Annotated in this window: 23 protein-coding genes; 9 read left to right on the forward strand and 14 right to left on the reverse strand. The window is 48.8% G+C overall.

The window, feature by feature from the left end; all coding sequences use genetic code 11:
* Positions 1–30: 30 nt before the first annotated feature.
* From VMW30_02855 to VMW30_02870, 4 genes are all read left to right on the forward strand, one after another.
* Positions 31–1,071 (forward strand): ABC transporter ATP-binding protein, encoded by a 1,041-nt coding sequence (locus tag VMW30_02855; GenBank protein ID HUW87301.1) that lies wholly within the window; start codon positions 31–33, stop codon positions 1,069–1,071.
* A 59-nt stretch (positions 1,072–1,130) separates the two neighbouring features.
* On the forward strand, positions 1,131–2,324 hold the full coding sequence (locus VMW30_02860; GenBank protein ID HUW87302.1) for an ABC transporter substrate-binding protein: 1,194 nt from the start codon (positions 1,131–1,133) through the stop codon (positions 2,322–2,324).
* Between the two features lie 97 nt (positions 2,325–2,421).
* On the forward strand, positions 2,422–3,282 hold the full coding sequence (locus tag VMW30_02865; GenBank protein HUW87303.1) for an ABC transporter permease: 861 nt from the start codon (positions 2,422–2,424) through the stop codon (positions 3,280–3,282).
* On the forward strand, positions 3,283–4,089 hold the full coding sequence (locus VMW30_02870; protein HUW87304.1) for an ABC transporter permease: 807 nt from the start codon (positions 3,283–3,285) through the stop codon (positions 4,087–4,089).
* Positions 4,090–4,107: 18 nt separating this feature from the next.
* Here VMW30_02870 and VMW30_02875 read toward each other — a convergent pair whose 3' ends face one another.
* Entirely contained in the window at positions 4,108–4,584 is a 477-nt protein-coding gene (locus VMW30_02875; GenBank protein HUW87305.1) for an isoprenylcysteine carboxylmethyltransferase family protein, read from the reverse strand.
* A gap of 46 nt (positions 4,585–4,630) precedes the next feature.
* On the opposite strand from VMW30_02875, the gene VMW30_02880 reads away from it, so the two are divergent.
* A complete protein-coding gene (locus VMW30_02880) occupies positions 4,631–5,131 on the forward strand; it encodes a GNAT family N-acetyltransferase (protein ID HUW87306.1) in 501 nt (166 codons plus the stop codon).
* Here the strand turns inward: VMW30_02880 and VMW30_02885 are convergent.
* The 10 genes from VMW30_02885 to galU all read right to left on the reverse strand — a co-directional run bounded on the left by VMW30_02885 (position 5,128) and on the right by galU (position 15,705).
* Positions 5,128–6,306 (reverse strand): mandelate racemase/muconate lactonizing enzyme family protein, encoded by a 1,179-nt coding sequence (locus VMW30_02885; GenBank protein HUW87307.1) that lies wholly within the window; start codon positions 6,304–6,306, stop codon positions 5,128–5,130. The two genes, VMW30_02880 and VMW30_02885, sit on opposite strands and share 4 nt — an antisense overlap.
* A gap of 13 nt (positions 6,307–6,319) precedes the next feature.
* Positions 6,320–8,251 (reverse strand): acetoacetate--CoA ligase, encoded by a 1,932-nt coding sequence (locus VMW30_02890; protein ID HUW87308.1) that lies wholly within the window; start codon positions 8,249–8,251, stop codon positions 6,320–6,322.
* Complete coding sequence (locus VMW30_02895) at positions 8,248–9,009, reverse strand: SDR family oxidoreductase (protein HUW87309.1); 762 nt, start codon at positions 9,007–9,009, stop codon at positions 8,248–8,250. The genes VMW30_02890 and VMW30_02895 overlap by 4 nt, the downstream gene beginning before the upstream one ends.
* 16 nt (positions 9,010–9,025) lie before the next feature.
* The gene (locus tag VMW30_02900; protein ID HUW87310.1) at positions 9,026–9,865 is read right to left on the reverse strand and encodes an SMP-30/gluconolactonase/LRE family protein; all 840 of its coding nucleotides are present in this window, start codon (positions 9,863–9,865) and stop codon (positions 9,026–9,028) included.
* Positions 9,866–10,609: an SDR family oxidoreductase gene (locus VMW30_02905; protein HUW87311.1), complete on the reverse strand. Its 744-nt coding sequence runs from the start codon at positions 10,607–10,609 to the stop codon at positions 9,866–9,868. It lies immediately after the preceding gene.
* Positions 10,596–11,516 (reverse strand): DUF4432 family protein, encoded by a 921-nt coding sequence (locus VMW30_02910; GenBank protein HUW87312.1) that lies wholly within the window; start codon positions 11,514–11,516, stop codon positions 10,596–10,598. The genes VMW30_02905 and VMW30_02910 overlap by 14 nt, the downstream gene beginning before the upstream one ends.
* A complete protein-coding gene (locus VMW30_02915) occupies positions 11,516–12,364 on the reverse strand; it encodes a carbohydrate ABC transporter permease (protein ID HUW87313.1) in 849 nt (282 codons plus the stop codon). Before VMW30_02915 ends, VMW30_02910 begins: the two co-directional genes overlap by 1 nt.
* Positions 12,357–13,289 carry a sugar ABC transporter permease gene (locus VMW30_02920; protein ID HUW87314.1) on the reverse strand — a complete coding sequence of 311 codons (933 nt, stop codon included), beginning with the start codon at positions 13,287–13,289 and terminating at the stop codon, positions 12,357–12,359. Before VMW30_02920 ends, VMW30_02915 begins: the two co-directional genes overlap by 8 nt.
* Positions 13,286–14,638 (reverse strand): ABC transporter substrate-binding protein, encoded by a 1,353-nt coding sequence (locus tag VMW30_02925; GenBank protein HUW87315.1) that lies wholly within the window; start codon positions 14,636–14,638, stop codon positions 13,286–13,288. Before VMW30_02925 ends, VMW30_02920 begins: the two co-directional genes overlap by 4 nt.
* 152 nt (positions 14,639–14,790) lie before the next feature.
* Positions 14,791–15,705: a UTP--glucose-1-phosphate uridylyltransferase GalU gene (gene galU, locus VMW30_02930; protein ID HUW87316.1), complete on the reverse strand. Its 915-nt coding sequence runs from the start codon at positions 15,703–15,705 to the stop codon at positions 14,791–14,793.
* A 73-nt stretch (positions 15,706–15,778) separates the two neighbouring features.
* Here galU and VMW30_02935 point away from each other — a divergent pair, with 73 nt between their 5' ends.
* The gene (locus VMW30_02935) at positions 15,779–16,069 is read left to right on the forward strand and encodes a hypothetical protein (protein ID HUW87317.1); all 291 of its coding nucleotides are present in this window, start codon (positions 15,779–15,781) and stop codon (positions 16,067–16,069) included.
* 5 nt (positions 16,070–16,074) lie between these two features.
* Here VMW30_02935 and VMW30_02940 read toward each other — a convergent pair whose 3' ends face one another.
* Genes VMW30_02940 through VMW30_02950 form a run of 3 tightly spaced genes read right to left on the reverse strand, consistent with a single transcriptional unit; the run spans position 16,075 to position 21,057 of the window.
* Positions 16,075–16,752, reverse strand: coding sequence for a 3'-5' exonuclease (locus VMW30_02940; protein HUW87318.1), 678 nt, complete (start codon positions 16,750–16,752; stop codon positions 16,075–16,077).
* Complete coding sequence (locus VMW30_02945; protein HUW87319.1) at positions 16,731–18,545, reverse strand: putative nucleotidyltransferase substrate binding domain-containing protein; 1,815 nt, start codon at positions 18,543–18,545, stop codon at positions 16,731–16,733. The genes VMW30_02940 and VMW30_02945 overlap by 22 nt, the downstream gene beginning before the upstream one ends.
* A gap of 58 nt (positions 18,546–18,603) precedes the next feature.
* On the reverse strand, positions 18,604–21,057 hold the full coding sequence (locus VMW30_02950; protein ID HUW87320.1) for a cation-translocating P-type ATPase: 2,454 nt from the start codon (positions 21,055–21,057) through the stop codon (positions 18,604–18,606).
* A gap of 121 nt (positions 21,058–21,178) precedes the next feature.
* Here VMW30_02950 and VMW30_02955 point away from each other — a divergent pair, with 121 nt between their 5' ends.
* From VMW30_02955 to VMW30_02965, 3 genes are all read left to right on the forward strand, one after another.
* Positions 21,179–21,820, forward strand: coding sequence for a DUF305 domain-containing protein (locus tag VMW30_02955; protein HUW87321.1), 642 nt, complete (start codon positions 21,179–21,181; stop codon positions 21,818–21,820).
* Positions 21,821–22,365: 545 nt separating this feature from the next.
* On the forward strand, positions 22,366–23,364 hold the full coding sequence (locus VMW30_02960; protein HUW87322.1) for an NlpC/P60 family protein: 999 nt from the start codon (positions 22,366–22,368) through the stop codon (positions 23,362–23,364).
* Positions 23,361–24,575 carry an NlpC/P60 family protein gene (locus VMW30_02965; GenBank protein HUW87323.1) on the forward strand — a complete coding sequence of 405 codons (1,215 nt, stop codon included), beginning with the start codon at positions 23,361–23,363 and terminating at the stop codon, positions 24,573–24,575. Before VMW30_02960 ends, VMW30_02965 begins: the two co-directional genes overlap by 4 nt.

Below are 24,575 nucleotides of genomic sequence, written 5' to 3' on the forward strand. Positions count from 1 at the left end.
ATGCTGAAAACTCACTCTTTTTATCAATTGATGGGTAAAGTAGGTTGCATCCCCAATAGCAATATCAAAGGAACATTGGAGCTCATCAGCGTGGTCGACCCTGCATCAGTCATTGTTTCGATTCGCAATCTCTCCCGATCGTTCGGGACCGTAAAGGCCGTCGATGGTGTAAATCTTGATATCTACGCCGGAGAGTTTCTCACTCTTCTTGGGCCTTCGGGATCTGGAAAGACCACGGTCTTACGCATGATTGCCGGTTTCGAAAAGCCCGATTCAGGGACAATCGAACTCGGTGGCAAAGATGTATCTCAATTGCCACCTTATGAGCGGGACGTAAACACTGTATTTCAAGATTACGCCCTTTTCCCCCATATGGATGTCATCTCTAATATCGGTTATGGATTGCGTGTAGCGGGTGTGCCTAAGGAAGAAAGGGTCGCTAGGGCGCAGCAAGCCCTCGATCAAGTCCGACTTGCTGGTTACGGAACTCGGAAACCGGCTGAATTATCGGGTGGTCAACGCCAGAGAGTTGCCCTTGCCAGAGCGCTAGTGAATCGTCCATCCGTTCTGCTTCTAGATGAGCCACTAGGTGCATTGGATCTTAAATTGCGTGAGCAAATGCAGATTGAATTGAAGGACCTCCAACGCGAAGTTGGAATCACTTTTGTTTTTGTCACGCATGACCAAGAAGAGGCACTAACAATGAGTGACCGCATCGCTGTCTTCAACCAAGGTAACATCGAACAACTGGGGACGCCCCGAAAGGTCTACGAAAACCCTCAAAGTCCGTTCGTTTCAGAATTCGTTGGGCAAACAAACAAAATTACAATGAACGGCAAGCAGATAAATATTCGCCCAGAGTTCATCACGGTCTCCAAGATCACAAAACACGGGGACAGGTCGGTGAGGGGCAAGTTGCACGATGCGATATTCGTTGGAGCTACTACCCGATACCTGGTCGACACCGAACTTGGCGAAACCATCATCTCGACCGAGCTTGATGGGGAACTCACGGTGGGAGATGAAGTACTCCTGTCGTGGGAATCCAAAAAAGAATTCCTGGTGAAGTAAGAAACACCAGGCGAACCGCGTTCAATCGCTGGGCGCGGGCTGTATAGAGGGAGGTACAGATGCGTAAAAAGCGTCTGTTTTCACAGATCGCGGTTGCTTCCGCGATTGCACTAGTCCTGGCCGGATGTAGTTCAAGCGACAAGAAGGCATCAGAAACGACTCTTCCCGAGGTCGCCATGATGAAGACACTTGGCGCCGGCGAGGGTCAGGTCAATATTGTGGCTTGGGCAGGTTACGTCGAGAACGGTTCCAACGACCCAGCAGTTGACTGGGTAACAGGATTCGAGAAAGACACCGGCTGCAAAGTGAATGTAAAAGTTGGTTCGACTTCCGATGACATGGTTGCGCTCATGAAAACGGGCGAATACGACGTTGTTTCCGCATCCGGCGACGCTTCCCTCCGCTTGATTTACGGTGGCGACGTAGCACCAGTGAATACGGACTTGACTCCTAACTACGCTGACATCTTTGAAGGCCTGAAGATGCAACAGTGGAACTCGGTTGATGGCGTTGCCTACGGAATTCCACACGGCCGCGGCGCAAACTTGCTCGCGTACCGCACCGATATCGTCAATCCCGCACCAACCTCATGGGGTGCAGTATTTGATGCAAACTCACCATATGCGGGAAAAATCACGGCATATGACTCACCAATCTATATTGCCGATGCGGCCCTGTACTTGATGAAGACCCAACCAGACCTTGGTATCAAGTACCCATACGCCTTGGATCAGAAGCAGTTTGATGCTGCCGTTGAACTTCTCAAAGTACAGAAGCCTCTCATCGGCGAATACTGGGGCGATTATTTAAAGCATGTTGCCTCGCTCAAGTCAGGTGGAACAGTTCTTGGAACAACCTGGCAGGTAAATATCAACTTGGCACAGAGTGAAGGTGTCAAAGTTGAAGGTATCAAGCCAGTTGAAGGTTCCACGGGCTGGTCCGATACTTGGATGATTAGCAGCGAAGCTAAGAATCCAAATTGCGCGTACATGTGGATGGATCACATTGCATCCCCAGAAGCTAACGCTGCTGTGGCTGAATGGTTTGGCGAGGCTCCATCAAATGCCAAAGCATGTGACCTGACATCCGATACGAACTTCTGCACGACTTACCATGCAGCAGACGCCGCCTACTGGGATGACGTTTACTACTGGAATACCGCGGCAGAAGCTTGCTTGGATGGTCGCACCGATGTGAAGTGTGTTCCATACTCAGAGTGGGTTAAGGCTTGGTCCAGTCTGCGTAACGCTTGAAGTTAATCGGGTGCGGGGTACAACCTGCCCCGCACCCGATTATTTCTTAGGAATTCATAACATTTACAAAAGCCAATAACTGGGGGAAGAAGGGGAGATGAGTAACTCAGTAGCTACGTGGATGCACAAGCGTCCGAAAATGCGACTCCTTGCTCTCCTTACCGCACCCGGACTCTGGTTAGTGGTGGCCTACTTGGGAGCACTTGGCGCTCTACTTGTTACCGCGTTCTTCACGATTGATTCATTTACTGGAAATGTTGTTGCGCAATTCAATTTGGGTAATTTCCAAGACATGCTAACGGATCCGGCTTACAGAAATGTTGTTCTGCGAACTCTTGGCATAGCAATTTCTGTGACGTTGATCTGCGCAATTTTCGCTATCCCAATGGCATTTTTCATGGCAAAAGTTGCCAGGCCAAAGAACCAGAAGATCCTGATCGCACTCGTCCTCACGCCACTCTGGGCTTCGTACTTGGTCAAGATCTACGCCTGGCGCTCCATGCTCGAACCCGGCACTGGCGTCATAGATTGGCTGTTTGGACCGATCGGAATTCACTCTCCCGGCTTTGGTGGATCCGCAATCATCATTGGACTTTCTTACCTCTGGTTGCCCTACATGATTTTACCCATCTACGCTGGACTCGAAAGACTCCCGAATTCACTATTAGACGCATCGGGCGATCTAGGTGCCCGCAATTTCTACACCTTCAGAAAAGTGATTCTTCCTTTGATTTTCCCGAGTCTCGTCGCGGGCTCGATGTTTACTTTCTCATTAAGTTTGGGTGATTACATCACCGCACAGATCATTGGTGGCAAACTACAGATGCTCGGCAACGTGGTCTACCAAAACTTCAGCATTAATCTACCTTTCGCAGCCACCATTGCCACCATCCCAGTGACGATCATGGCTCTTTACCTCTGGCTTGTTCGACGCACAGGCGCACTGGCGAGTTTATAGATGACAATCTCATCGAAAGCTAGATACGCCCTCATGGCTCTCATGGGTGTTGGTCTCGCCTTTATTTATGCACCTCTTTCCGTAGTCATCATCAACTCTTTCAATAGCAGTCGAACATTTAGCTGGCCACCGACAAGTTTCACAACGCAATGGTGGAGTAAAGCCATCGAGAACACAGGTGTAAGGAAAGCATTGGTTTGGAGTTTTACCGCGGGCTCTATGGCGACGGTAATTGCATTGCTTTTAGGTACCTCATTAGCGTTCGCAGTAAGTCGATATGACTTCTTCGGTAAAGAGGTGATCTCCCTATTGGTCGTCCTTCCTATCTCCCTTCCAGGTGTGGTGACCGGTATCGCTCTTAGCAACGCCTTCAATCAGCAACTAGGTATATCCACGGGGCTCCTTACAATTGTTATCGGTCACGCGACTTTCTGTATTGTGGTGGTTTACAACAACGCACTAGCCCGACTCAAACGTATGGGGACTTCGCTACAAGAAGCATCCATGGATCTTGGAGCCAACGGAATAACGACCTTCAGATTAATTACGCTCCCTAACTTAGCTTCCGCACTCTTTGCGGGAGCGCTCCTTGCCTTTGGACTCTCATTTGATGAAATCGTTGTAACTACTTTTACCGCCGGACCAGGAATCGAGACCCTCCCTATATGGATTTACAACAACCTTTTCCGGCCAAATCAAGCGCCAATTGTTAATGTTGTGGCCGCCACTCTAGTCATTTTCTCCGTCATACCTATCTATTTCTCTCAACGACTGAGCCAGGATTCCACCAGTGGCGGTCGTTTTTAAGGAGAATACCCAATGGTTTTACAGCTTCCGTCTTAACCTCGGCAGGAAGCGCGGAGTGACCCTTGCGTAGTTTGAATAATCCGGATACTTCTCTGATAGAAAACTCTCTTCATACGAAGACTTAAAATAGAACAAGACTAAGAGCGATCCAACTAAAAGATATTTGTAAAGACTGCCGTAGTAGAGCGCAATACCAAAAGAGAAGAGAAGCACGCTCGTATACATCGGATGCCGCACGTATCGGTATAGACCTTGACGGGCCATCTTTCCATCCGCCTTTGGAATGGGCATCGCAGTTAGTGACCTTTTTAGGGTAAGACCTGCAGCCAGAATCCCGACTATTCCAATCCACTCACAGGTGGTTCCAAGCCAGAAAAATCTCTTCACGGACCAACCAAAGTTCAAATGAGTGAAAAGAAGTAAACCTAAAATGATTCCTTGAACGAGAACAAAGAGTCTCGACGGCCATCTATTGAGATTCTCTCGCTCGCTCATTCCCTCTCCTGACATATCTTTGCAACTACATTAACCTTCTCCTAACATGAATATAGACCTTCTCCCCATGCGCGACACTCCAGAAAGTGCTGCGCTCGTCCTGCAGTGGAGCCTTAAATTATGGCGAAGCAAGAGCATTCCTGGTTTCTCAGAAGAGGACTGGACCAACTTCTATGAACGAGCGAAAACAGCTGACTTCAATGCATGGCACGGAGATGGCCAGGAACTAATTTACATCGCCAAGAGTGGGAATAAAGTAGTTGGCACAATCGCACTGACCGACTTTGATGACCTAGAGGAATACCGAAGTCTCACTCCATGGGTCGCTGCATTTATTGTGCATCCAGAACTTCGCGGTCAAGGATACGGAACCAAGATCCTTGAAGCCCTGGAAGAGCAAGCCACATCACTCGGAATTAGAACGTTACATCTATGGACTGAAGACCACACAGGTTTTTACACCAAACGTGGATATGAGTTCATTTCTTCCGGAAAGTGGTCTCACCTGAGATTTGACGTGTTAAGGAAGAATTTGATTAACTCCTAAACAGTTGGGGTCTTGTAAAGAACCTTTCCTTCGACTTTGATTTCGACATCCTGAAGATATTTTTTAACAATATCCGTATCGAATTCAATGCCCAGTCCAGGACGCTCTGGCACAGAAATCATTCCGTCAGCACCCATCTCAATTCGGTCCTTATTCAATTCAATGCAGAGTAATTTCGGCTCCATTGGGTACTCAACAATCCATGAATCCTTCAATCCCGCGAACGGATGCATTGATGCAGCAAGAGCTGACTGCGATGTGAAAGTGTGATTTACATACTGAACACCTTTTGATTTCGCGTACTGCGCTACCCGATACGCAGGTCCAATGCCACCAATGTAACCAGTGTCGATCTGAATAAATCCGATACCGCCATTATCAATGAGATCCTCAGCTTGCATTGCATTATGCGCGCCTTCGCCACCGGCGAGTTTTACTTCGGGATTGATCTTCGAGATTTCCTTGTAAAGGGAGATAGCGTAGGCATTTACTGGCTCTTCATACCATGTCACCTTTGCCTGCGCGAGCGCGGGAATTCTCAGCGCTGCCGCGTTGGCATCTTCATCGAAGATTGTGCCCGCATCAATCATAAGATGTGCGTCCGCACCGATTCCCTCTCTCGCCGAGAGTATGTGTGCTTCGTCATCTGCGACGGTTCCTCGGCCAAACGGACCCCAGCCAAATTTGATCGCAGAAAAACCTGCTTTTCGCATGGATCTTGCCTTCTCGGCCGTCGCCTCAGGTGTATCTCCAAAGAGGACGGAGGCGTAAGGAAGTTTCTTTTCGTTCGTGGAATAGCCAAGAAGTCGGTAGACCGGAAGCTCCTTTGCCTTTCCTAAGAGATCCCAGAGTGCAATCTCGATTCCAGAGAATGTGAGATCGCTCTGAATAATTCCATAGAAGGACTGCGTGCGAACTTTTCGCGCAATACGTGCGATATCTGCGGGCGAATCGATGGTCTCACCCAGAACAGAGTCAATAACTGGATGGCAACCGCTATGTGACATCGGCGCAATCCAACTCGCAATTGATGTCAAAGGAGATGCAACTGCTTCGCCCCATCCTTCGAAACTTCCGGCACGGATACGAAATATCAGGCCATCCTGACTTCCGTCGCCGATATCTAGCACAACTGGCATGCGAAGATAGAAAAGGTCTACTGATTCGATTTTCATAGTTCTCCCATTATCAACTGGTGGATGGTGCGGTTAGAAGTTTGGAAATTTCATCCAATGTCTCAGGATTGGCCAGTGAAGTGAGATTACGCACTGCCCGTCCGTGCGCTAAATCTGCAACTGCCACTTCTGCCAATTTGCCATTAAACGTCCGTGGTAAATCCGAGACAAAGTAAATTTCACCTGGAACATGTCTTGGTGAACATGCACTCCTAATTTTGCGTTTTATTTGCGCTTTCAAATCTTCTCTATCGCTAATACCTCCAGAAAGTACTGCCAAGAGAACTATCCGTTCGTCACCATCCCATGGCTGAGTAAAAGCCAATGAGCTGGAAACTCTTTCGATTCCTTCAAGGGCACTATAAATTTCTCCAGTACCAATTCGCACTCCCGAAACATTGAGCGTGGCATCAGAGCGCCCATGAATGACGATGCCTCCTTGTGTGGTCCAGGAGGCTAAATCTCCGTGAACCCAGATTCCATCCCACGTATCAAAGTAAGTTGACTTGAATCTCTCGCCATTCTTATCCCCCCAAATCCCCAATGGAACAGAAGGAAACGGTCTTTTACATACGAGTTCGCCTAAGACATCCGGTGGGCAACTTTCCCCGTTCTCGTCCCACACATCCACATCCATCCCCAGAATCGGACCCTGCATCTGCCCTGCGTACGCTGGTTTTAGGGGATCGGGTCCGACAAAACAGCCCACTAAATCCGTTCCGCCAGAGAAAGGGGATATATGGACTCGCGATCCCAATTGGGTGCTGATCCACTGCGCGGTATCCGCAGAAAGGGGTGATCCAGTGACCATCAACGATCGAAGATGTGGGAACGGGCCAATATCGGCAGGCGAAAGATTGGATTCTTTTATGACATCAAGTAAACGTGCAGAAACACCTAAGTGAGTGATTCTCTGATTCTTTGCCAAGCGAAAGAGTTGAAGTGTATCGGGATAGCTGGGCGAGCCATCAAATAGAACAAGCGTCGCACCCGATGCAAGAACCGATATTTCCCAGTTCCACATCATCCAGCCTGTAGTCGTATAGAAGGCGACCCGATCACCTTCTCGAATATCGCAGTGAAGACGTTGTTCGGCTAAATGTTTGAGAAGCACTCCGCCTGATCTATGTATCAAACCCTTGGGTGCACCCGTTGTCCCCGAGGTAAAAAGCACATAGGCCGGATGATCAAAAGATCGTCGCGTGTAGGTTAGAGGTTCGACTGAGTGGGGGATATCCGTCCAATGAATGGCCTCAACTTCGGCAACCTCGCCATTTCCATTCACCAGGATCAAAAGCTCCAGAGAGGGAATTGCAGATGCAACTGCAGAGATCAATTCGGTGCGGTCGAAGACTTTGCCCGCCCATAAATAGGAAGTTGTCGCTACGAGCACTTTAGGTTCGAGTTGAGAAAAACGAGAAAGTATTGCCGCATCACCGAATTCTGGCGATGCACTCGCGACAACCGCTCCCAATTCAAAACCAGCGATTGCAAAAGAGAGAACTTCAAAACCAATCGGCAAAATCGAAACTATTCGATCGCCTGGTTCGACTCCTTTTCCTTTGAGAAAAGTTACAAGATTGCCAACCATCTCCTTAAGTTGACCACCAGAGTATTCAATTCCTAAACATTCTAGGTCGTTCTCATCGACGGTCGACACCCCAACTGTTCTGACAAGTAAATTCTCCGCAAGATTGATCTGCGCGTCTGGAAAAAAACGAGAGTCAGGCAATGAAACGGTTGGCTGGCTTCGTGCACCCTTTTCACCCACCACCTCGCAGAAATCCCAAAGTGCAGACCAGAATTCGTCAGAGTGTCCCACTGACCATTTCTGTAAATCTGCACTTGTCGACCCACCGTGAAGGTGATGAGTCGCTTTGATAAATTTCGAATAGGAAGTTGATTCGGGCTCTATAGGAGCCCAGATCTGAACCGCTTGCGTCATCTAGCGGTCCAACCATTATCAATAGAAAACGAAGATCCGGTGATGGATCCGGAATGTGGACCACACAAATAGAGGGCCATAGCTGCAACTTCTTCGACTTCAACAAGTCGCTTTATCGCGACTGGCGCCAACATAATCTCATCAAGTACACGCTCTTCAGAAATGTTGTTCAGCGTAGCCTGACTGGCGATCTGTTTTTCCATCAAATTGGTTCGCACAAACGCCGGCGCAATAGTGTTTGCAGTAACTCCGTAGGAACCGGCTTCCAGACTCACTGCCTTATGAAGACCCTCAAGGCCATGCTTCACTGTCACGTAGACGGATTTATATGGAGATGCGACGTGTCCATGAACACTCGAAATTCCAATGATCCGACCCCATTTGTTCTTATACATATAAGGGAGGGATTTCTTAATCAGATAAAGCGGCGTCCGTAACATCAAGGAAAACATGAAGTCGACCTTCTCCATGGGAAACTGCTCCAACGGGGATACATGTTGGATGCCTGCATTGTTGACCAAGATATCTATCTCTAGATCATCAGGAAAGAATTTCTCCGGAGTAGTGAGGTCGGCGATGACAATTTCTGCACTGCACTCTTGGCGAAGTTCATGAAGTGCTGGCTCATCTCGATCTACCGCAATCACCCTGGCTCCATTAGCAGCCAGAGTGATTGCGCACGCTTTTCCGATCCCACTTGCCGCGCCCGTAACAAGGGCGGTCTTGCCAACCAGTGAGATTGACTCGGCATCATTCACAGTAGGAAACATACACTTATTGGCGACCACGTACCCCGAGGGAAATTGCCAGGACCTCTCCTGGAAGATTAACAAGTGCCTTACTCTCATCAACATCTGAGACCGCAATGAAGAGGGTTCTTAATTCGGTACCGCCGAACACGCAGTCAAAAACACCACGACCCCGTATTTCGATTGCTCGTTCTACCACACCACTGACTGGATCCACCAGCAAGACTGCTTCGCCATACGCAGAGGCAACCCAAATATTTCCTTCTTCATCAACAGTGAGCCCATCAGGAGTCGAGTTCGCGGGCAACGTGATCCGCTTCGCAATTCTCACTTCACCAAGAGAGTCGGTTTCGATAATTGTCAATCGATCCGCGAAAGTCTCAGCGACTACAAGATGATTTGCATCTAATCGGGCCATCCCATTCGGAAAAACTAAGGAATCAATCGGGAAATCCAGTACGCCGCCTTTATACCGCGCTAGAAATGACTCCTTTGGGCTCTCCGTTTCGGGATTGAACCCATAACCTCCAATCCACGCCGTTCCGTCTTCATCCACCAACATGTCATTGGCGGGATATTGCCACGTCTCACTCAAATCCACATAAACCTTCTTTGCGCCTGCAGAATCAATTGAAATAACCTGGCGAGCTTCGCAGTCAACTGCAAGGAGATCCCCATTGGATAGCCAACCTAATCCGCTCACTACAGGAGGAATGGAAACAACCTCAAAATATCTGCCCGTATCAATATCTGCTCGAAATACCTTGCCCGCCAGGACATCTGAAAACCACAACTCGCCGTTATGCCAGCGCATCGCCTCAGGGAAAGCTAGCCCTGTCAAAACTGTTCTGAGATCCTTCAACATTTAGAACCTCGAAGACAATCCACCGTCGACAACAAGAGTTTGACCAGTGACGTACGTATTTGTCTCACTCGCCAACCAAGCAATTGTTCTGGCGATCTCAATTGGCATGGCAGCTCTCTGCAATGGAAGACGCTTATTCGCTAGATAAATATTCTTAAACCATTCCGATTCGATCTCGTCCACTCCGTCGACGACAGACATTCGCGTCATGACAAAACCTGGCGCGATGGCGTTCACAAGAACGCCTGACTCGGCCAATTCAAGCGCTGCAGTGCGCGTGGCTGCCTCCAATCCAGCTTTTGTTATGTCGTAAGCGATAGAAGCAGGCTCGCTCTGTTTCGAGTGAACACTCGTAACGCTAACGATTCGACCGTACCCTTTTTCAGCCATGACATTTCCGACAAATTTCATAAGATAAACGGGGGCGTTGAGATTCACCGCAAGGGTTTTCTGATAAGAACTTGCATCTAACTCGGAGAGAAAATTAGGGATCGAGACCCCCGCGACATTGACTAGCACTTCTATCGAACCAAACATCTTCTTCACCATCGACACGGCTTCTTCGCAAGCCTTTAGGTCAGAAAGATCGAGAATATGGCTTGTAATGTTCTCCGAAGTCTGCGCGGGCTCGCGGTCAAAGATTGCAACTTTAGCTCCAAGATCAGCCAATAACTGTGCCGTCGCACCGCCAATACCGTTTGCTCCACCCGTAACGATTGCGTGTTGTCCCTTAAACGAAATCATTTCGCTCTCCCATGCTCGTTGATGCAAGTTTCAATGCTACCCACCAATGAAAAGTTGTATGTGGCTCAAGAGTGGTGGCTGTTCCTGTCCTGATTGATTCCCCTAAACCTGCTCCATGAGGAGCTGTTGAAGGCTCGATGCCCAGACAGAAGTACTGGCCGTTCCAAGGGTCTGCCTGCGTAGCACCCATTTCTTCCCAGATCCACGCGTAAGGAAGGGTCTCCGTGTCCCAAAGAAGTGTGGCAGTGAGATTTTCCCCAACGATACTGACACCTGATGAGTCCACATTGGCTAGGAGGCCAAGACGGGCAGGCGTATCTTTTGTGACGGTGGACCAATCGCTCCGCGCCATTTCACGCCACGGTCTAAAAAGTGCGCCGTTTATGGAACCGTCGTAGTCTAATTCCATAAATTTCGCCTCTTCATTCAAAGCAAGTGTCACGCTCTCCGACAGAAGTAAGTCCCCGAAAATCACATGTTCAGTGAGAATGAACTCCCTGGGAAGATCACTTAGATTCTCCAATAATCCGGAGAGTGTTATCTGATCGCTCATTATTTTTACTTTGCGCGTACTTTTCAGCTCTTCGCCTTGCCAAGAAAGAATTACTTCATCTGGCGATACTTGCTCAACCGTCCAAGGAGACTGTGAAGCATTCCCATGAAATCCTTGCGGGTACTTTCCTTCTCTGTGTTCTCCTCCTGCATTCGGTAGAAGTGGTTGCCATCCACCATTCCATGCGCGAACCCAATCCTCTTCATTACCAAGCTCGACTGGACCAACCGCAGGCCTTGGCGGACGCGCCATAAATTGAATTCCTTTATACGAGGCCTCACTAATTGCTCCCCCACATTCGGGCAATACAACAATTTCAAGATCGCCATTCGCAAGAGTGAGGCTAGTCGGCATCACTCTCCTTTGACAGAACCAGAGGTAAGCCCGGCAACAAAATAACGTTGACCAAATAGGTAGGCAATAAGTGGGGGTACCGTGGCAATCGTCATTCCCGCCATGATTGTAGGAATCGAGAGAGAGTAGCGATTTTGAAACCCCGTGATCCCAACCATCAATGTCTTCTTCTCGTCGCTCTGCAAGAATACAAGGGCAAGTAGCAACTCATTCCAAGCCCACAGTAGATTCACAACCGTCAAGGTGATTAATGGTGGACCCGAAAGTGGCAGGACTATTGAGCGAAAGGTGCGTAAATCCGACGCCCCATCAATCTCTGCCGCTTCGATAATGCTGGCCGGAATTGCCCTGAAGAAATTAGTCAAAAGATAGACGGAGAATGGCAGCATGAGACCGACATAGATCATGATCAAAATCCGAAAGGTCGAGATCCATCCGAGTGTCGCCCCGAAGCGGAAAAGCGGAATGAGCAGCACAACTGGAGGAACCACCATCAACGAAACCAGAATTCCCAAGACTGTCTCGCGACCACGCCAGACCCAGTGAGCAAAGCCCCAGGCTGCCATCGCTGCTATCGCAACGGTTAGGACGACGGAAGAAGTCGTGACAATCAAACTATTTGTAAACCAACGAGGAAATTGATCATTCCAAGCAGCCTTGTAACCAGCAAAACTCGGATGCAGCGGAAGTGACCAAGGGTGTGAGAGGAATTCTTCCTGGGTCTTCAGAGAAGCGGTAATCATAAGATATCCGGGCACGATTGCGGTGGCCGTGAAGAGAATTTGAATTAATTGGCGTGCAGTGATTCCAACCACCACAACTGGACTCTTACGATTGTTCTTACTCATCAAAAATCCCCGATTGTGCCCTGCTCTGGAGTTTGAAGAAGCCTACGATGAAGAAAAGCGTTGAGATCAGAAGAAGGACAGCCGCAGCGGCGGCCAACTCAGGGGCTCGGTTTTGGAAGGCACTTCTATAGATGTAGAGTTCGGAGACCATGGTCGCGTTGCCAGGACCACCCTGCCCATTGGTCATGACATAAACATAATTGAATACCCATGAGACCATAACAATGGCCTCATTGATTGCGTAAAAAAGAATCACGGATCGAAGTTGAGGGATAGTGATTTTCAGATGTCTCTTAAAGAATCCAGCGCCATCGATCTGAGCCGCCTCGAGAAGTTCTGTCGGCAACGAAATAAGTCTTGCCAGAATCAGAATCGTGCCAAAGCCCACTTCTTTCCAAATAATAATTGCACTCATGGTCACTAATGCTTGATTCGGATCGCCTAACCAATCAAGAGCAAAACTTTGAAGTCCCAACGACTTAAGGCCCGCATTAAGCGCTCCATTGAGTTGTAGAAGTTGTCCGAATACAACCCCAACAACTGGGATCGGAAGCAGGTAGGGCAGAAAGACAGCACTGCGATAAAAGCGCATTCCGCGTCTAGTTTCAAAGAGCAGGATTGCAAATAGCAATGCCAGTGCAACCAGAATCGGTACCGTGAAAAGTAAGAGGGTGTTATGAAATATTGCAGTTTGAAAGAGTGGGTCAGTGACAACTAATTGAAAATTATCGAAACCCACCCAGTCACCACGATATTTGAAAGACTGTTGAAGAAGATCTACAACTGAATATCCAAAAATAAAGAGAATCCCGATGCCAGCCGGAAGGATCCATGGCCACGGGCCAAAATCTCTACGCCTACCGCGCGCCGCCCCTGATGAATCAGGGGCGGACGCGAGATATGCCGTTGTTGCGGCTGAGGTCATTTAGCCCAGGCGGTGAAGTTCTTCAGTAAGTTGCGATCCGTCTTGCGCAATCGCTCCATGACTGACTGCATATTTGCAGCCGCTTGAGCTCCCGTCCGAGTTCCCTTCAATACGAGTTGGGCATTTGCAAATACCGCATCCGTATCTAGTTGAGCGGGAATGAAGTTCTCCAAATATGGCCCACCCGAAAGAACTTTGGTGAAGAGCGCCTTCTTCACAGGATCTGCAACGCCAGCGACATTGAATCGATCATCGGCTGGCATTGAACCTGTCTTTGCAAACCAGTTATCCAATTGAGCGCTCTCATGCGAGAACATGAGGAAATCAGCTGCAACTTGTGGGTACTTCGACCACTTGGTTATACCGATCGTCTGGGAGGTCGTACCGAGTTTACCTGCGAAGGGACCAGTTCCCCATTTTGGCATTGGCATGACAACCACCTTTGACGCTCCAACTTTTGCAACAAAGTTAGGAGTGTCTGGGCCGGCAACGACGGTCATAGCCGCTTTGCCACTTACCCAGAGCTGTTGCGCTTGATACAACTCTAAGGAGTTGATATCTGCATTCCAGCAGTGGTGCTTCTGAGTCTCTTCCAAGCGTGTCCACCAAGCAGCGTGAATTGGATCCGTAAATTTCTGTGTACCGAGTACAGCAGCAATTACATCTTTGCTCGATGTAACCGACTGCGATCCAAGCATCGAGTAGAGCCAACCTCCGAACCATCCATCTTTGATGCCTCCAGCAAAGGTTGTTACGCCCTTAGCGCTGAGCACATCGCATGACTTAAGAAGAGCACTCCACGTTGTTGGAACAGTAAGCCCGTATTTTCTAAATACATCTTTGCGTGCAACAACGGGGAATGATGGATTCACATACCAGGGAGCAGTCCAAATCTTTCCTTGAAATGCCTCTTCAGTATTTGCGTTTATATAGTGAGCCAATTCCTTGGCGGGAATGTAATCTGAAACCGCCGCAATCTGTCCGTCCCATCCTGGCTGTTGCGCATAAATTCCGCCCCAGAAATACTGAAGGTCTGGGCCTTTCTTAGCAGCAGCAGCTGCCGCGAAGGCGGGGATCAATCCATCAGTTGTCTGCAGAACAGTCTGAATCGTGACATTTGGGTGTTTCACTTTATAAGCCTTAATCGTCTCCGCAAGCCAAACCTTGGCACCTGGCGCTTCTTGTTCACCCCACCACCACATGACCAGTTTTACCGGGCCAGTCGGGAATGCGGCTTTTGACGCTGCTATTGCTCCGGTTGATGTCAGTGAAGAGATCAAAATCGCGCTAGCGCAAATGATCGCGCCTGCAATTCCACGACGCTTCATAAAAGCTCCAATTCTTTTCATGGGCATTTCCAAAAGACGCCCTCACGTGGATAGGTTTCCAGTGGTCAAGATTCCTCTGTCTCGCGCTCACTTGTCAAGGATTTTCATGTACCGCTTAGGCGCCACTAAATATGTCCATCTCACTCTGAGAGATGGCACACGATCAGCGTGAGTTAGAGACCTTTTACGAAATCCTTCAACCAGGCACTGAACTTAGGGCCAAGATCTGCACGCTCTGCAGCCAACCGAACTGTCGCCTGCAGATATCCCAATTTATCTCCAGTGTCATAGCGACGACCTTTGAAAATAACTCCATGAACGGGTCCGCCATTATCGCCTCGTTGCGTGAGCACTTGTATAGCGTCAGTCAACTGCACCTCATTGCCGCGACCAGGTTTTGTTACGCGCAGAATTGGAAATATTTCGGGAGTCAGCAAATAACGACCGAGGACTGCATAATTACTCGGGGCATCTTCGAGCGTTGGTTTCTCCACCAATCCCGTTATCCGAACGACACCGTCGAATCCAAATGATGGATCTATAGGTACGACAGCCGCGACTCCATATTGGGAAATCTCCTCAGGCGAAACTTCCATCAAGGCTAGAACGCAGCCGCCAAATTCCTCATAAACTTTGATCATCGTAGGCAAAATCGGATCGCGCTCGTCTATTAAGTCATCGCCCAGTAGAACAACAAATGGTTCGTCGCCCACAAAAATCTCAGCGGTCAGTACCGCATCACCGAGACCTCGGGGTTGTGCTTGGCGCACATAATGCATATGAGCCAATTCAGTAGATTCTCGTACCGAATCCAATAGTGCAAAGTTTCCTTTTTCTTCAAGGAGAGTCTCTAATTCAGTGGCGCGATCAAAATGATCTTCAAGTGCTCGCTTATTTCGCCCCGTGATCATAATGATTTCATGCAGCCCAGCGGCCGTCGCTTCCTCCACAACATATTGGATCGCAGGCTTGTCAACAACAGGAAGCATCTCTTTGGGCATCGCCTTCGTCGCAGGTAGAAATCGAGTTCCCATTCCTGCTGCTGGGATTACGACTTTGCGGAGTGACAACTTCTCGACTTTGGACATATTGGAATATTAGTCCAGAGTGGGTGGAAGTCCATTAAACTCCAGGTTCTAAGAGTGGCTCGGGGGTAGCAGAGTGAATCGATCAACCATCACGATGGCAATGGCAGCACTTATCGGTGCTGCCATCGGCTTTATGGCTGCACCACGTGATGGCGCACCCGCAATACCTATTTGTTACAGCTACCACGACAACAAATCGACCGAGACTTTTGACGTACCCATTGGAACTACCTGTCCAGTCGGCTTCACATATGGGCGCGGGCGGATTTCAAATACCTCAGAGCTGATCACGATTCTAGATTCCGTCGCAAAGAAAAATTTCACGAACGGCACAGAATACGGAAAGTCTCTTTCCAAAAAATAGAATCTTTAATGTGCCCCATGTTTTGAAGATGTCTCCAGTAACACTTTCAGCGTGAGTTTTGAGGACCCTTTCGCTAATTCAATACGCTCAAGCTCTGTGGCAAGGGCCAGGAATACGACTGCCGTAGTGAGTGCATCGCCTAAGGCGTTATGTGGCGAATAAACAGGCAGATGCAATCTCCGTGCCAGGTATTCGAGAGATGGTTCATGACCTTTCCCCTCTGTCGCATAACCAATGGCACGCGCCAAGGCGGCCGTGTCAATAATCGACTTCGATTTTGGAAAGTCAGCACTAAGCAAATGCCGTCGCAAGAAAGCTCTCTCCATCCACGCGGCATGTGCAATAAGAACTCTCCCACTTATCTGTGTCACTAAATCGGGTGCAACTTCCTTCATAAGCAACGCCCCATCCAGGTCGCTTGTCCGTAAACCGTGAACCTGCATCGATTGAATTGATGGAGACTCCATGGGACGAACTTCGCGATAGAAATTTTCCTCCGCAGCAATTCGACCATTATGGATTTGAGCTGTTCCAATTGCCACAATTTCATCGGCATGTAGATCCAGGCCAGTTGTTTCCAAGTCAATTGCGCAGTAATCGACTTCCCGCCAATCGACATCTAAATCCGATTTGGCAAAAGGAAGATACTTGCTGAATTGAATCAACCAAGCCTCGATTGCCATTCGAGTTGAAATCGCGCCTGAATTGTTGCGACCGCACGGAAAGATTCTCGTAAATGCCTCCGCGTGAGAGCATCCAGACTTTGCGGAGAAACCCAACTCGAACCTTCCTTACCCTGACGGATGGCTTCGATTTCATTTTCAAAAGCCAGTTGGTAAATATCCTTAAATGCATTGATCAGAATGTCGGCTTCTTCGGCTTCAAGAAGTCCTGTTTTCGCTGCCCGGGTAAGTCGATCAATGGTCCCACCTCTTACATCCCCTTGCGCGATTGCCATCCACCTTGCCAAAGATGAAATCGGAGTCAAGCCACCTTGCTTAAGATCTAGTCCGCCACGATGTTCACCTGAATGTTCAACCACGAAGTCACGGACAAAGCCTAAAGGTGGCTTTTTAACCAGAGTGAAGTTAAGGAGTGCGCCTAGAAACTCATGACTCCTGGTTGTCGCTCGAATCGTGTCAGTAATAGTCCGACCAAGTGCCAATTGGGTAAGTGGTTTGCTATCAGCCACGAGTGATGAAAGGAGAAGGGCACCAGCGCGAGTGGGATCCAGCAACCATCCCCTCGAGACTTCGATCCATGATGATCGAGATCTGGTAAAGAGCAGATTGTCGGCATTTGCCCCTTGCAGACACTTCTGGAGTCCACACTGCTCCATCCGATTCAATATCTGCAACGCACTCTTCTGGATCCCTTCAGAAGGATCGACAGTATCCGCTTGATCTGCCCACACAATGGCTGTGTCGACATCAGAAATTGGAAGCGGCTCACCCCTTGCCATAGAGCCAAGCATCAACCAGGAGTGTGTAACGGGGCTTTCAATCGAATTTGAAAGTTTGAGGAGGCGAACGAGAATGGCGTCGACGATGGCGGACTGAAGCGCTCCGACATGTAGCGCAGGGATGCCGGAATCGTGTAATTCAACAAGGGATGGCAGAAGTAGTCGCGAGGCAGCGGCGAGATCATCAATAGTCCGTGCAGATTCAATTGCGGCTCGAATCAATAAGGGGTTCCGAAGTTCTACCGACGCGAGGTCCATCGCCCGAACAACGCCAACTGGGTTTTCAGATTCGTCAACAACAACTAGATGGTGGACGCCGACTTCTACCATCAATAAAAAGGCTTCGGCCAAGGTCGTGTTCGCTCGAACCGTAATTATCGGCGAACTCATTATTGATCCGACAAGAGCGTTTATGCTTACTTCGCCGATTCCGACTCTGCTTCGATAATCTCGATCCGTTACTAATCCAAGTCCGTCAGGCGATCGAACGAGTGCGCATGACTGCTCTGCTTCAGTCATGGCTTGCGCCACTTCCTTCAGTGTTGCAGATGCGTCGCTCCAAACGATCTTGCGCATGTACCGAGTGACATTGGATTGGGCATCTGACATAAGCGCGCTAGCAGTGAGGCGGTGCCGAGTTATGACAGTTCCGAAGTGATTAAAATGAAGAGCTGAGGCATCGTGCACGATAGTTCGTGGATCGGGCAAGAGATAGCAAAGAGTGTCCTCGGCTGCCCGGACTGAGAATTCGGGTGGTAGACCCGTTAGAACAGAAATGTGTCCGAAGGCGTCACCAGGACCCAGTAAATCAACAACATTGCCACGATCGAGTACCTCGACGGATCCGGTGCGCACCATATAGAGATGACTAAGCGCAGGCGAGCCCGCAGTCACAATTACTGTTCCGACTCCGAAATATTCAACTTCAACTTTTCTAGCAATGCGTTCAATATCTGCAGTCGCTAATGCATCAAACGGGGGCTGCTTGGCAAGGAAATCTGTGAACTCCTGCACAGGCGACCTCCCAATGCTCCACGTAGATTCGTCAACTATAACGAGGAGGAAGGCACGGTCAAAGCTTTCGGGTGGCCTTATATATTTCAAACCAGAGGATGCTTCCAAATCCTGCAGTGAAGACCACAAGCCACTCGCGAGCGCCTAAATAGCTAAGGTGGAAAGCTTCTCTCAATATTGGCACATTGACGAGGAGAGCCAACATACCGATAGCCCCAAGCAGAACCCACTTAATGGTCCTATTAGTTCTTTGCTTAAAAGTTTGATAGATCGAAAGACGTCTAGAGCGATTAGCCAATATGAGGGCGACATTTCCAAGCATGAGAGTTGCAAAGCTAAGGGTTCTTATCTGATCATCGCTCCTATCCGTATTCAATGCCCAGAAGTACACGAGCAGAACGGTGACAAGAACCCCCAAACCTTGAACAATTGCGGTACCCAGAATCTGTCTATTCAATATTGTTGCATCCACGCTTCGAGGCTTGCGATCCATAATCCCAGGATCTGGTTCTTCTGCTTCAAAAACCACTGAGCATGCTGGGTCGATTATTAATTCCAAGAAGGCAATCTGCGCCGGAAGTAACACAAGTGGCCAATTCGTTTGAAAAACTGGAATAAGTGCCATTCCGAAAATTGGTACGTGCACTGCTAGTGCGTAGGAGACGGCCTTTTGTAAGTTAGCATAAATTCCGCGACCTTGACGTATTCCTCCAGCAATTGAGGTGAAATCATCATCAGTAATTACCATTGATGCCGCCTCACGAGCAACGTCAGTACCACGTCCACCCATAGCAATTCCAATATCAGCGGCACGAAGTGCGGGCGCATCATTGACTCCGTCGCCAGTCATTCCCACCACTTCGCCGTTAAGTTGGAGCGCGCGCACCAGTCGCAACTTCTGTTCTGGCACCATTCGAGCAAAGACACTCACGGTTTTGATTCGCTCTGCGAGTTCGGCGTCGGTTAGTTTGAGTATTTCGGCGCCTGTAATCACTCCCGCTTCGTAATTTATGCCGACTTCTTCGGCGATCGATAGCGCGGTTCCGGGGTAATCGCCTGTCACCATCACTGTACGAACTCCCGCGCGAGCACATTCTGCGACCGCCTCAGGTACTCCTGGTCGAACCGGATCGTGCAGATGTACTAGACCAAGAAATACAAATCTAAAATCCCTTGGTGAATCTGGAAGTTTGACGTGAGAGTCAAACTCAGCTTTCGCTACGCCGAGTACGCGGAAACCTCGTTTCGTCGCGTCGTCCACATCCTTGATAATGGCTTGAACTCCATGATCGTCGAGATGACACAAACTCGCTATCGCCTCCGGCGCTCCCTTTGTGGCAACTACCAGATGCTCATTCGTAGGCGATTTCCACACGTGCGAGACGGCGAGCAATTCATCGGAAATTGGATACTCGTGGATTAACTCCCAACCTTCATCCTGGGAAGCGATGGCATGAAAGGCCTTGTCCATAGGATCAAAGGGGCTAATCGGGGATGCCAGTAGAGCATTCTGAATCACTTCCCGATGCTTACTCGGGATCTCTCCGCCATTTAGTTCGTGCAACTGACCGTCTGCATTTATTTCATGAACCGCCATCTGATTCATCGTGAGCGTGCCGGTCTTATCAACACAGATGACAGTGGCTGAACCAAGGGTTTCTATCACAGGTGCTCTGCGTGTAATCACCTTCTTCTTGGAGAGCCGCCAGGCACCAATTGTTAGAAAAAGAAGCATGATGACCGGGAACTCTTCAGGTATTAAGGCCATTGACGCCGCGATACCTGCAAGGGCACCTTGCGTCCAATCCTCGCGAGTCAGTCCATAGATGACAAACACAGATACTGCGGTTGTGATCGCCAAAATATTGACCACCCGAACGATTCGATCCACTTCTTTTTGCAGGCGGGTTCTTTCAATCTCAATTGTTTGGAGTGCTGTACCGATTTTGCCCAACTCGGTTTTTGCACCCGTTCCCTGAATGGTGGCTCGACCAAAACCCTTCACAATTAATGTCCCCGAGTAGATCGAATCGCCCGTCTTCTTGATTACCGATAAAGATTCGCCAGTCAACATTGACTCATCTGCACTTAGATTCGAGGCGATTAATAGTTGACCATCACCCGGTACTCGATCGCCTTCGCTGAGTATGACGAGATCGCCACGAACCACATCTTTCCCCGGAATTCTCATTTCAATTCCATCTCGGACCACAAGTGCCCGAGGAGAGGAGAGATCCCGAAGTGCGATGAGTGCTCTCTCTGTACGACGTTCTTGGTAAAGCGATATGCCTATCACAATACATACGGTAAGCATCAAAATCGATGCATCAAGAATCTTTGAGAGTGCAAAGTTGATTACACCGGCACAGAGAAGTAGAAGAAGCAACGGCTCGCGTAATACTAAGAAGAATTGCTGTAGGAAGCTCTTAGGTTTCGCGCTCGGAAGTAAATTCGGGCCATCAGTGAGTAAGCGACGCTCTGCCTCACTCTGCGTGAGTCCAATTGAATTCACTTAGTAAGTCTATTACTTGGCTAACCTTCATGTAATTGCTGCGAAAGACAGTCAACGCATCAGATTGCGCCTAAATTCCATTCGGGTGCTAGCCTTTTGATCACCGCTAGAAGGAGAACGAGTGCAAATTAGCATCGATAAGAAGACTGGTGTTTTAGCTGGAATTATTTTCGTTTTACTCTTCGCAGTATCGATTCTTGCTATGCCATACATCAATGGTCGCGTATATAACGATGGCATGATGGGGATGCACAACTCAAGAATTGCATCATATGACTCACTCGGCTCTTTCACTGGAAATGAAGTGATGTTCTTTCAAATGATGATTCCTCACCATCAGCAGGCAGTTGATATCTCTGATCTTGCGTTAACGACCTCAAAAGACCGTGAATTACTTGCTCTTGCCCAGGCTATTCGTGACGGCCAAGAGAGTGAGATTGTTAAAATGAGAGGTTGGCTCTCATCAACAAATGCCGGTCTGGATACAGACCACGGCATGGGCTCAGGAATGGGCGGGATGCTTTCAGATTCTGAGCTCCAAACCCTTCAAGGATTTAGCGGAGATGCGTTTGATGCCTATTGGCTTCAAGGCATGATCGTCCATCATGAAGGCGCGCTTCATATGATTCTTATGATTCAAGATAGCTCAAATAGCGAAGTCTCTACTCTCGCAAAGGAGATCGAAGCTGTTCAAACGGCCCAGATCGCACAGATGAAGAAGATGTTAAACAAGCGTGATGTGACGCAATATTTCATTGCCTAATCAATTTCTCAGGATTATGTGCGAGACACAGGTGTTCTACCTTGCTAAAGTCCTCTAGTGCGACTTGCCCATAAGGCCTCTCCTAAATTGTCGGCTGCCATTGTTTTAATTTTGGCGACGCTATCGTTTAGTTTTTCTGTAATTAACGCTTGTCACACCCCAAAGGAATCTGCCTTAGTAAATATGACGAATCCCGCCCCTCAACAAGGCATTGGATCATTGGTAGAAGCCTCACACGCGAATGACGGTCTTCAAGAGGTTTGTGTCGGGGCTGTATTTTTAATCCTTTTCCTCGGACGTAAACACCTTGTGCCCCGCATATTCAAATCGATAAAGGTCATCAGAGGCACCCCTGATTGGCGCAGCTTCGTCCAAAGCATGCCTCAAGAATATTCGTTCTCACTATCGTTGCCTCAATTGGGGGTCTCCAGAACATAGTCACTCTCTCGTAATTCGTGCATTACTCCACTTACGAGAAATGGAACTACTGTGTTCAATTTATTGGCTCTTCCTTCCACATCCCACTCTGAATTATTAAGTCAAGCATGAAGCGCGCAATGCTTGTCACGCTCGCCATTTTCTTCTCCTCGCTCACGACCCCGGCGCATGCGGCACCCAATGTTCTCACGGTGCAGCGAGAGATCGATCGCCTCCGAATACTCGCGGCCGAAAAATTTGAAGCGGCTAATGAGGCAAAGATAAAGATTACGAATTTGATGCGTGAAAGTAGGAATCTAAAATCGGGCGAGGCCTCGGTGCGCAAACAAGTGGACTCATCAAAGAAGTATTTCGCTCAAATTGCAGTTGAGAGATACAAACAAGATGGTCTCGGTGAAGAAATCGGGCTTCTATTTTCGAAAAACCCAAGTCGCTACCTCTCCGACGCTTCATCCCTAGAAGTTCTCAATCGGCGATACGCCAACGAAGTGCGCAAACTAGCCTATTCGCAACAGCGGCTTGCTGCGAGCCAACTTGTCATACGCGATAAAACCGCCGAGTTGAGATCTCAACAAGCACGACTCAATCTCGAGGTCGCTACTGCAAAAAACGCACTTGAAAAGAGTGAGAAGATACTCAAGTCCCTCAAGACTTCTGACCGCGTTTTTTTGATTAAGAGGCAGAAAGCTTCTCAAAGTGAAATTTTGAAAACCTCCAAAAAATATGCTCAAGGTTATGTCGGTGATAATTCTCGTGGATCCAAAGCGTTGCAATATGCCTTACAACAAATCGGCGACATCTACGTCTGGGGAGGTGCGGGACCGACCAGATGGGACTGTTCGGGTCTTACCTTGCGGTCATTCCAAAGATCGGGAGTCTCGCTGCCACACTCCGCAGCCGTCCAATTCAGGTATGGGAAGTTAGTTTCTTACAAGAAGTTAAAGCCCGGCGATCTTCTCTTCTTCGGTAGGCCGATCAGCCATGTATCAATCTATATGGGGGGCGGAAAAATGGTGCAGGCGCCGCGGGCGGGTAAAAAGGTTGAAGTTGTGCCTTTCACATTAATGTTCGGATACAAGCCATTCATCGGAGCGAAGAGGATATGAAACCAAGACTCCGCGAATTTACTCTCCTCACATTGCTCGCCATTTTGCTATCTACGAGTTCCGGCGGAGGCAGTTACGCCAAGACACCAAAGCCAACTCTTGCCCAAATAGAAGCGGCAAAGAAGGCCGAAGCGCTTAAACGAAGCAACGCGAATGCAGCCAATGGCAAACTACTTGAAGCAAAAAAGACCTTGAATCAACTTGGAGCTATCGTTGAGGAGACTCATCGGGAATACGTTAAGGCAAAGACCCAACTTGCAAAAACCGCGAAACGGGCGGTATTAGTTACGAAATATGCAAACGATGCCTCAGCAGTGGTTACTGCAACGCACCGAGAAATTGGAAAGCTAGCGGTCAACGCGTTTATTGACGGTGGTGGATTTACGGACTTCGAGGCCGTTCTGAGTTCAAATGGCCCTCAAGATCTTGTTGATCGACTTTCTACCCTTGAAAATCTTGGGAAAGGAAACTCTCAAGCACTTCTTAGATTTAAGAGTGCAGAAACTGCTGCAAAAGCGGCACAACGAGTCGCTGATGCAGCGAAGCGGGACCAGGAAGTTGCCACGGTTCAAGTTGCCTTGACAAAGAGGGTGGCTGAAGCCGCACGTGCTCAACAACAAGATGAAGTGGACAAACTCCAAGCAGTGCAAGATCAACTCCTGAAGGAACTTGAGTCTGCAAAGAGAGTCCGAGTCACTTTGGAACAACGTCGTCAACTCGCTTTACTTGAGGAAGCGCGCGCTAAAAAAGCCTCCACGACTGCTGGGCAGTCCAAAATTTGGAAGAGTGGAGGAGTTGCAGGTCGAAGCACCTTTAGGACAAGTGAGTCACAACGACTCAAAGCGGTGGAGTTCGCCAAAAATCAGGTTCTTGCGGGTAAGCCATATGTTTGGGGCGCGGAAGGACCGAACTCCTTCGACTGTTCGGGACTCGTGTACGCCGCCTACCGGTACGCAGGGCTAGGGTGGCCAAACTGGGATCGTCTAAACGCGTCTCTCTACTACAGCTATACAAAGCATGTAGCAATTTCTGATTTGCAACCGGGCGATCTCTTGTTCTATTCATATGATGGCAAAGTTAATTCAATTCACCACATGTCAATCTATGCTGGAAATGGAATGGTGTGGGAAGCACGCTCGACCAGGAGCGGATTGCGCTATTCCAATATGTACAGCGTCGATGGCATGATGCCATTTGGAGGCCGGGTTTAG

Source organism: Candidatus Paceibacterota bacterium (assembly GCA_035530615.1).
Lineage (GTDB): Bacteria > Actinomycetota > Actinomycetes > Nanopelagicales > Nanopelagicaceae > QYPT01.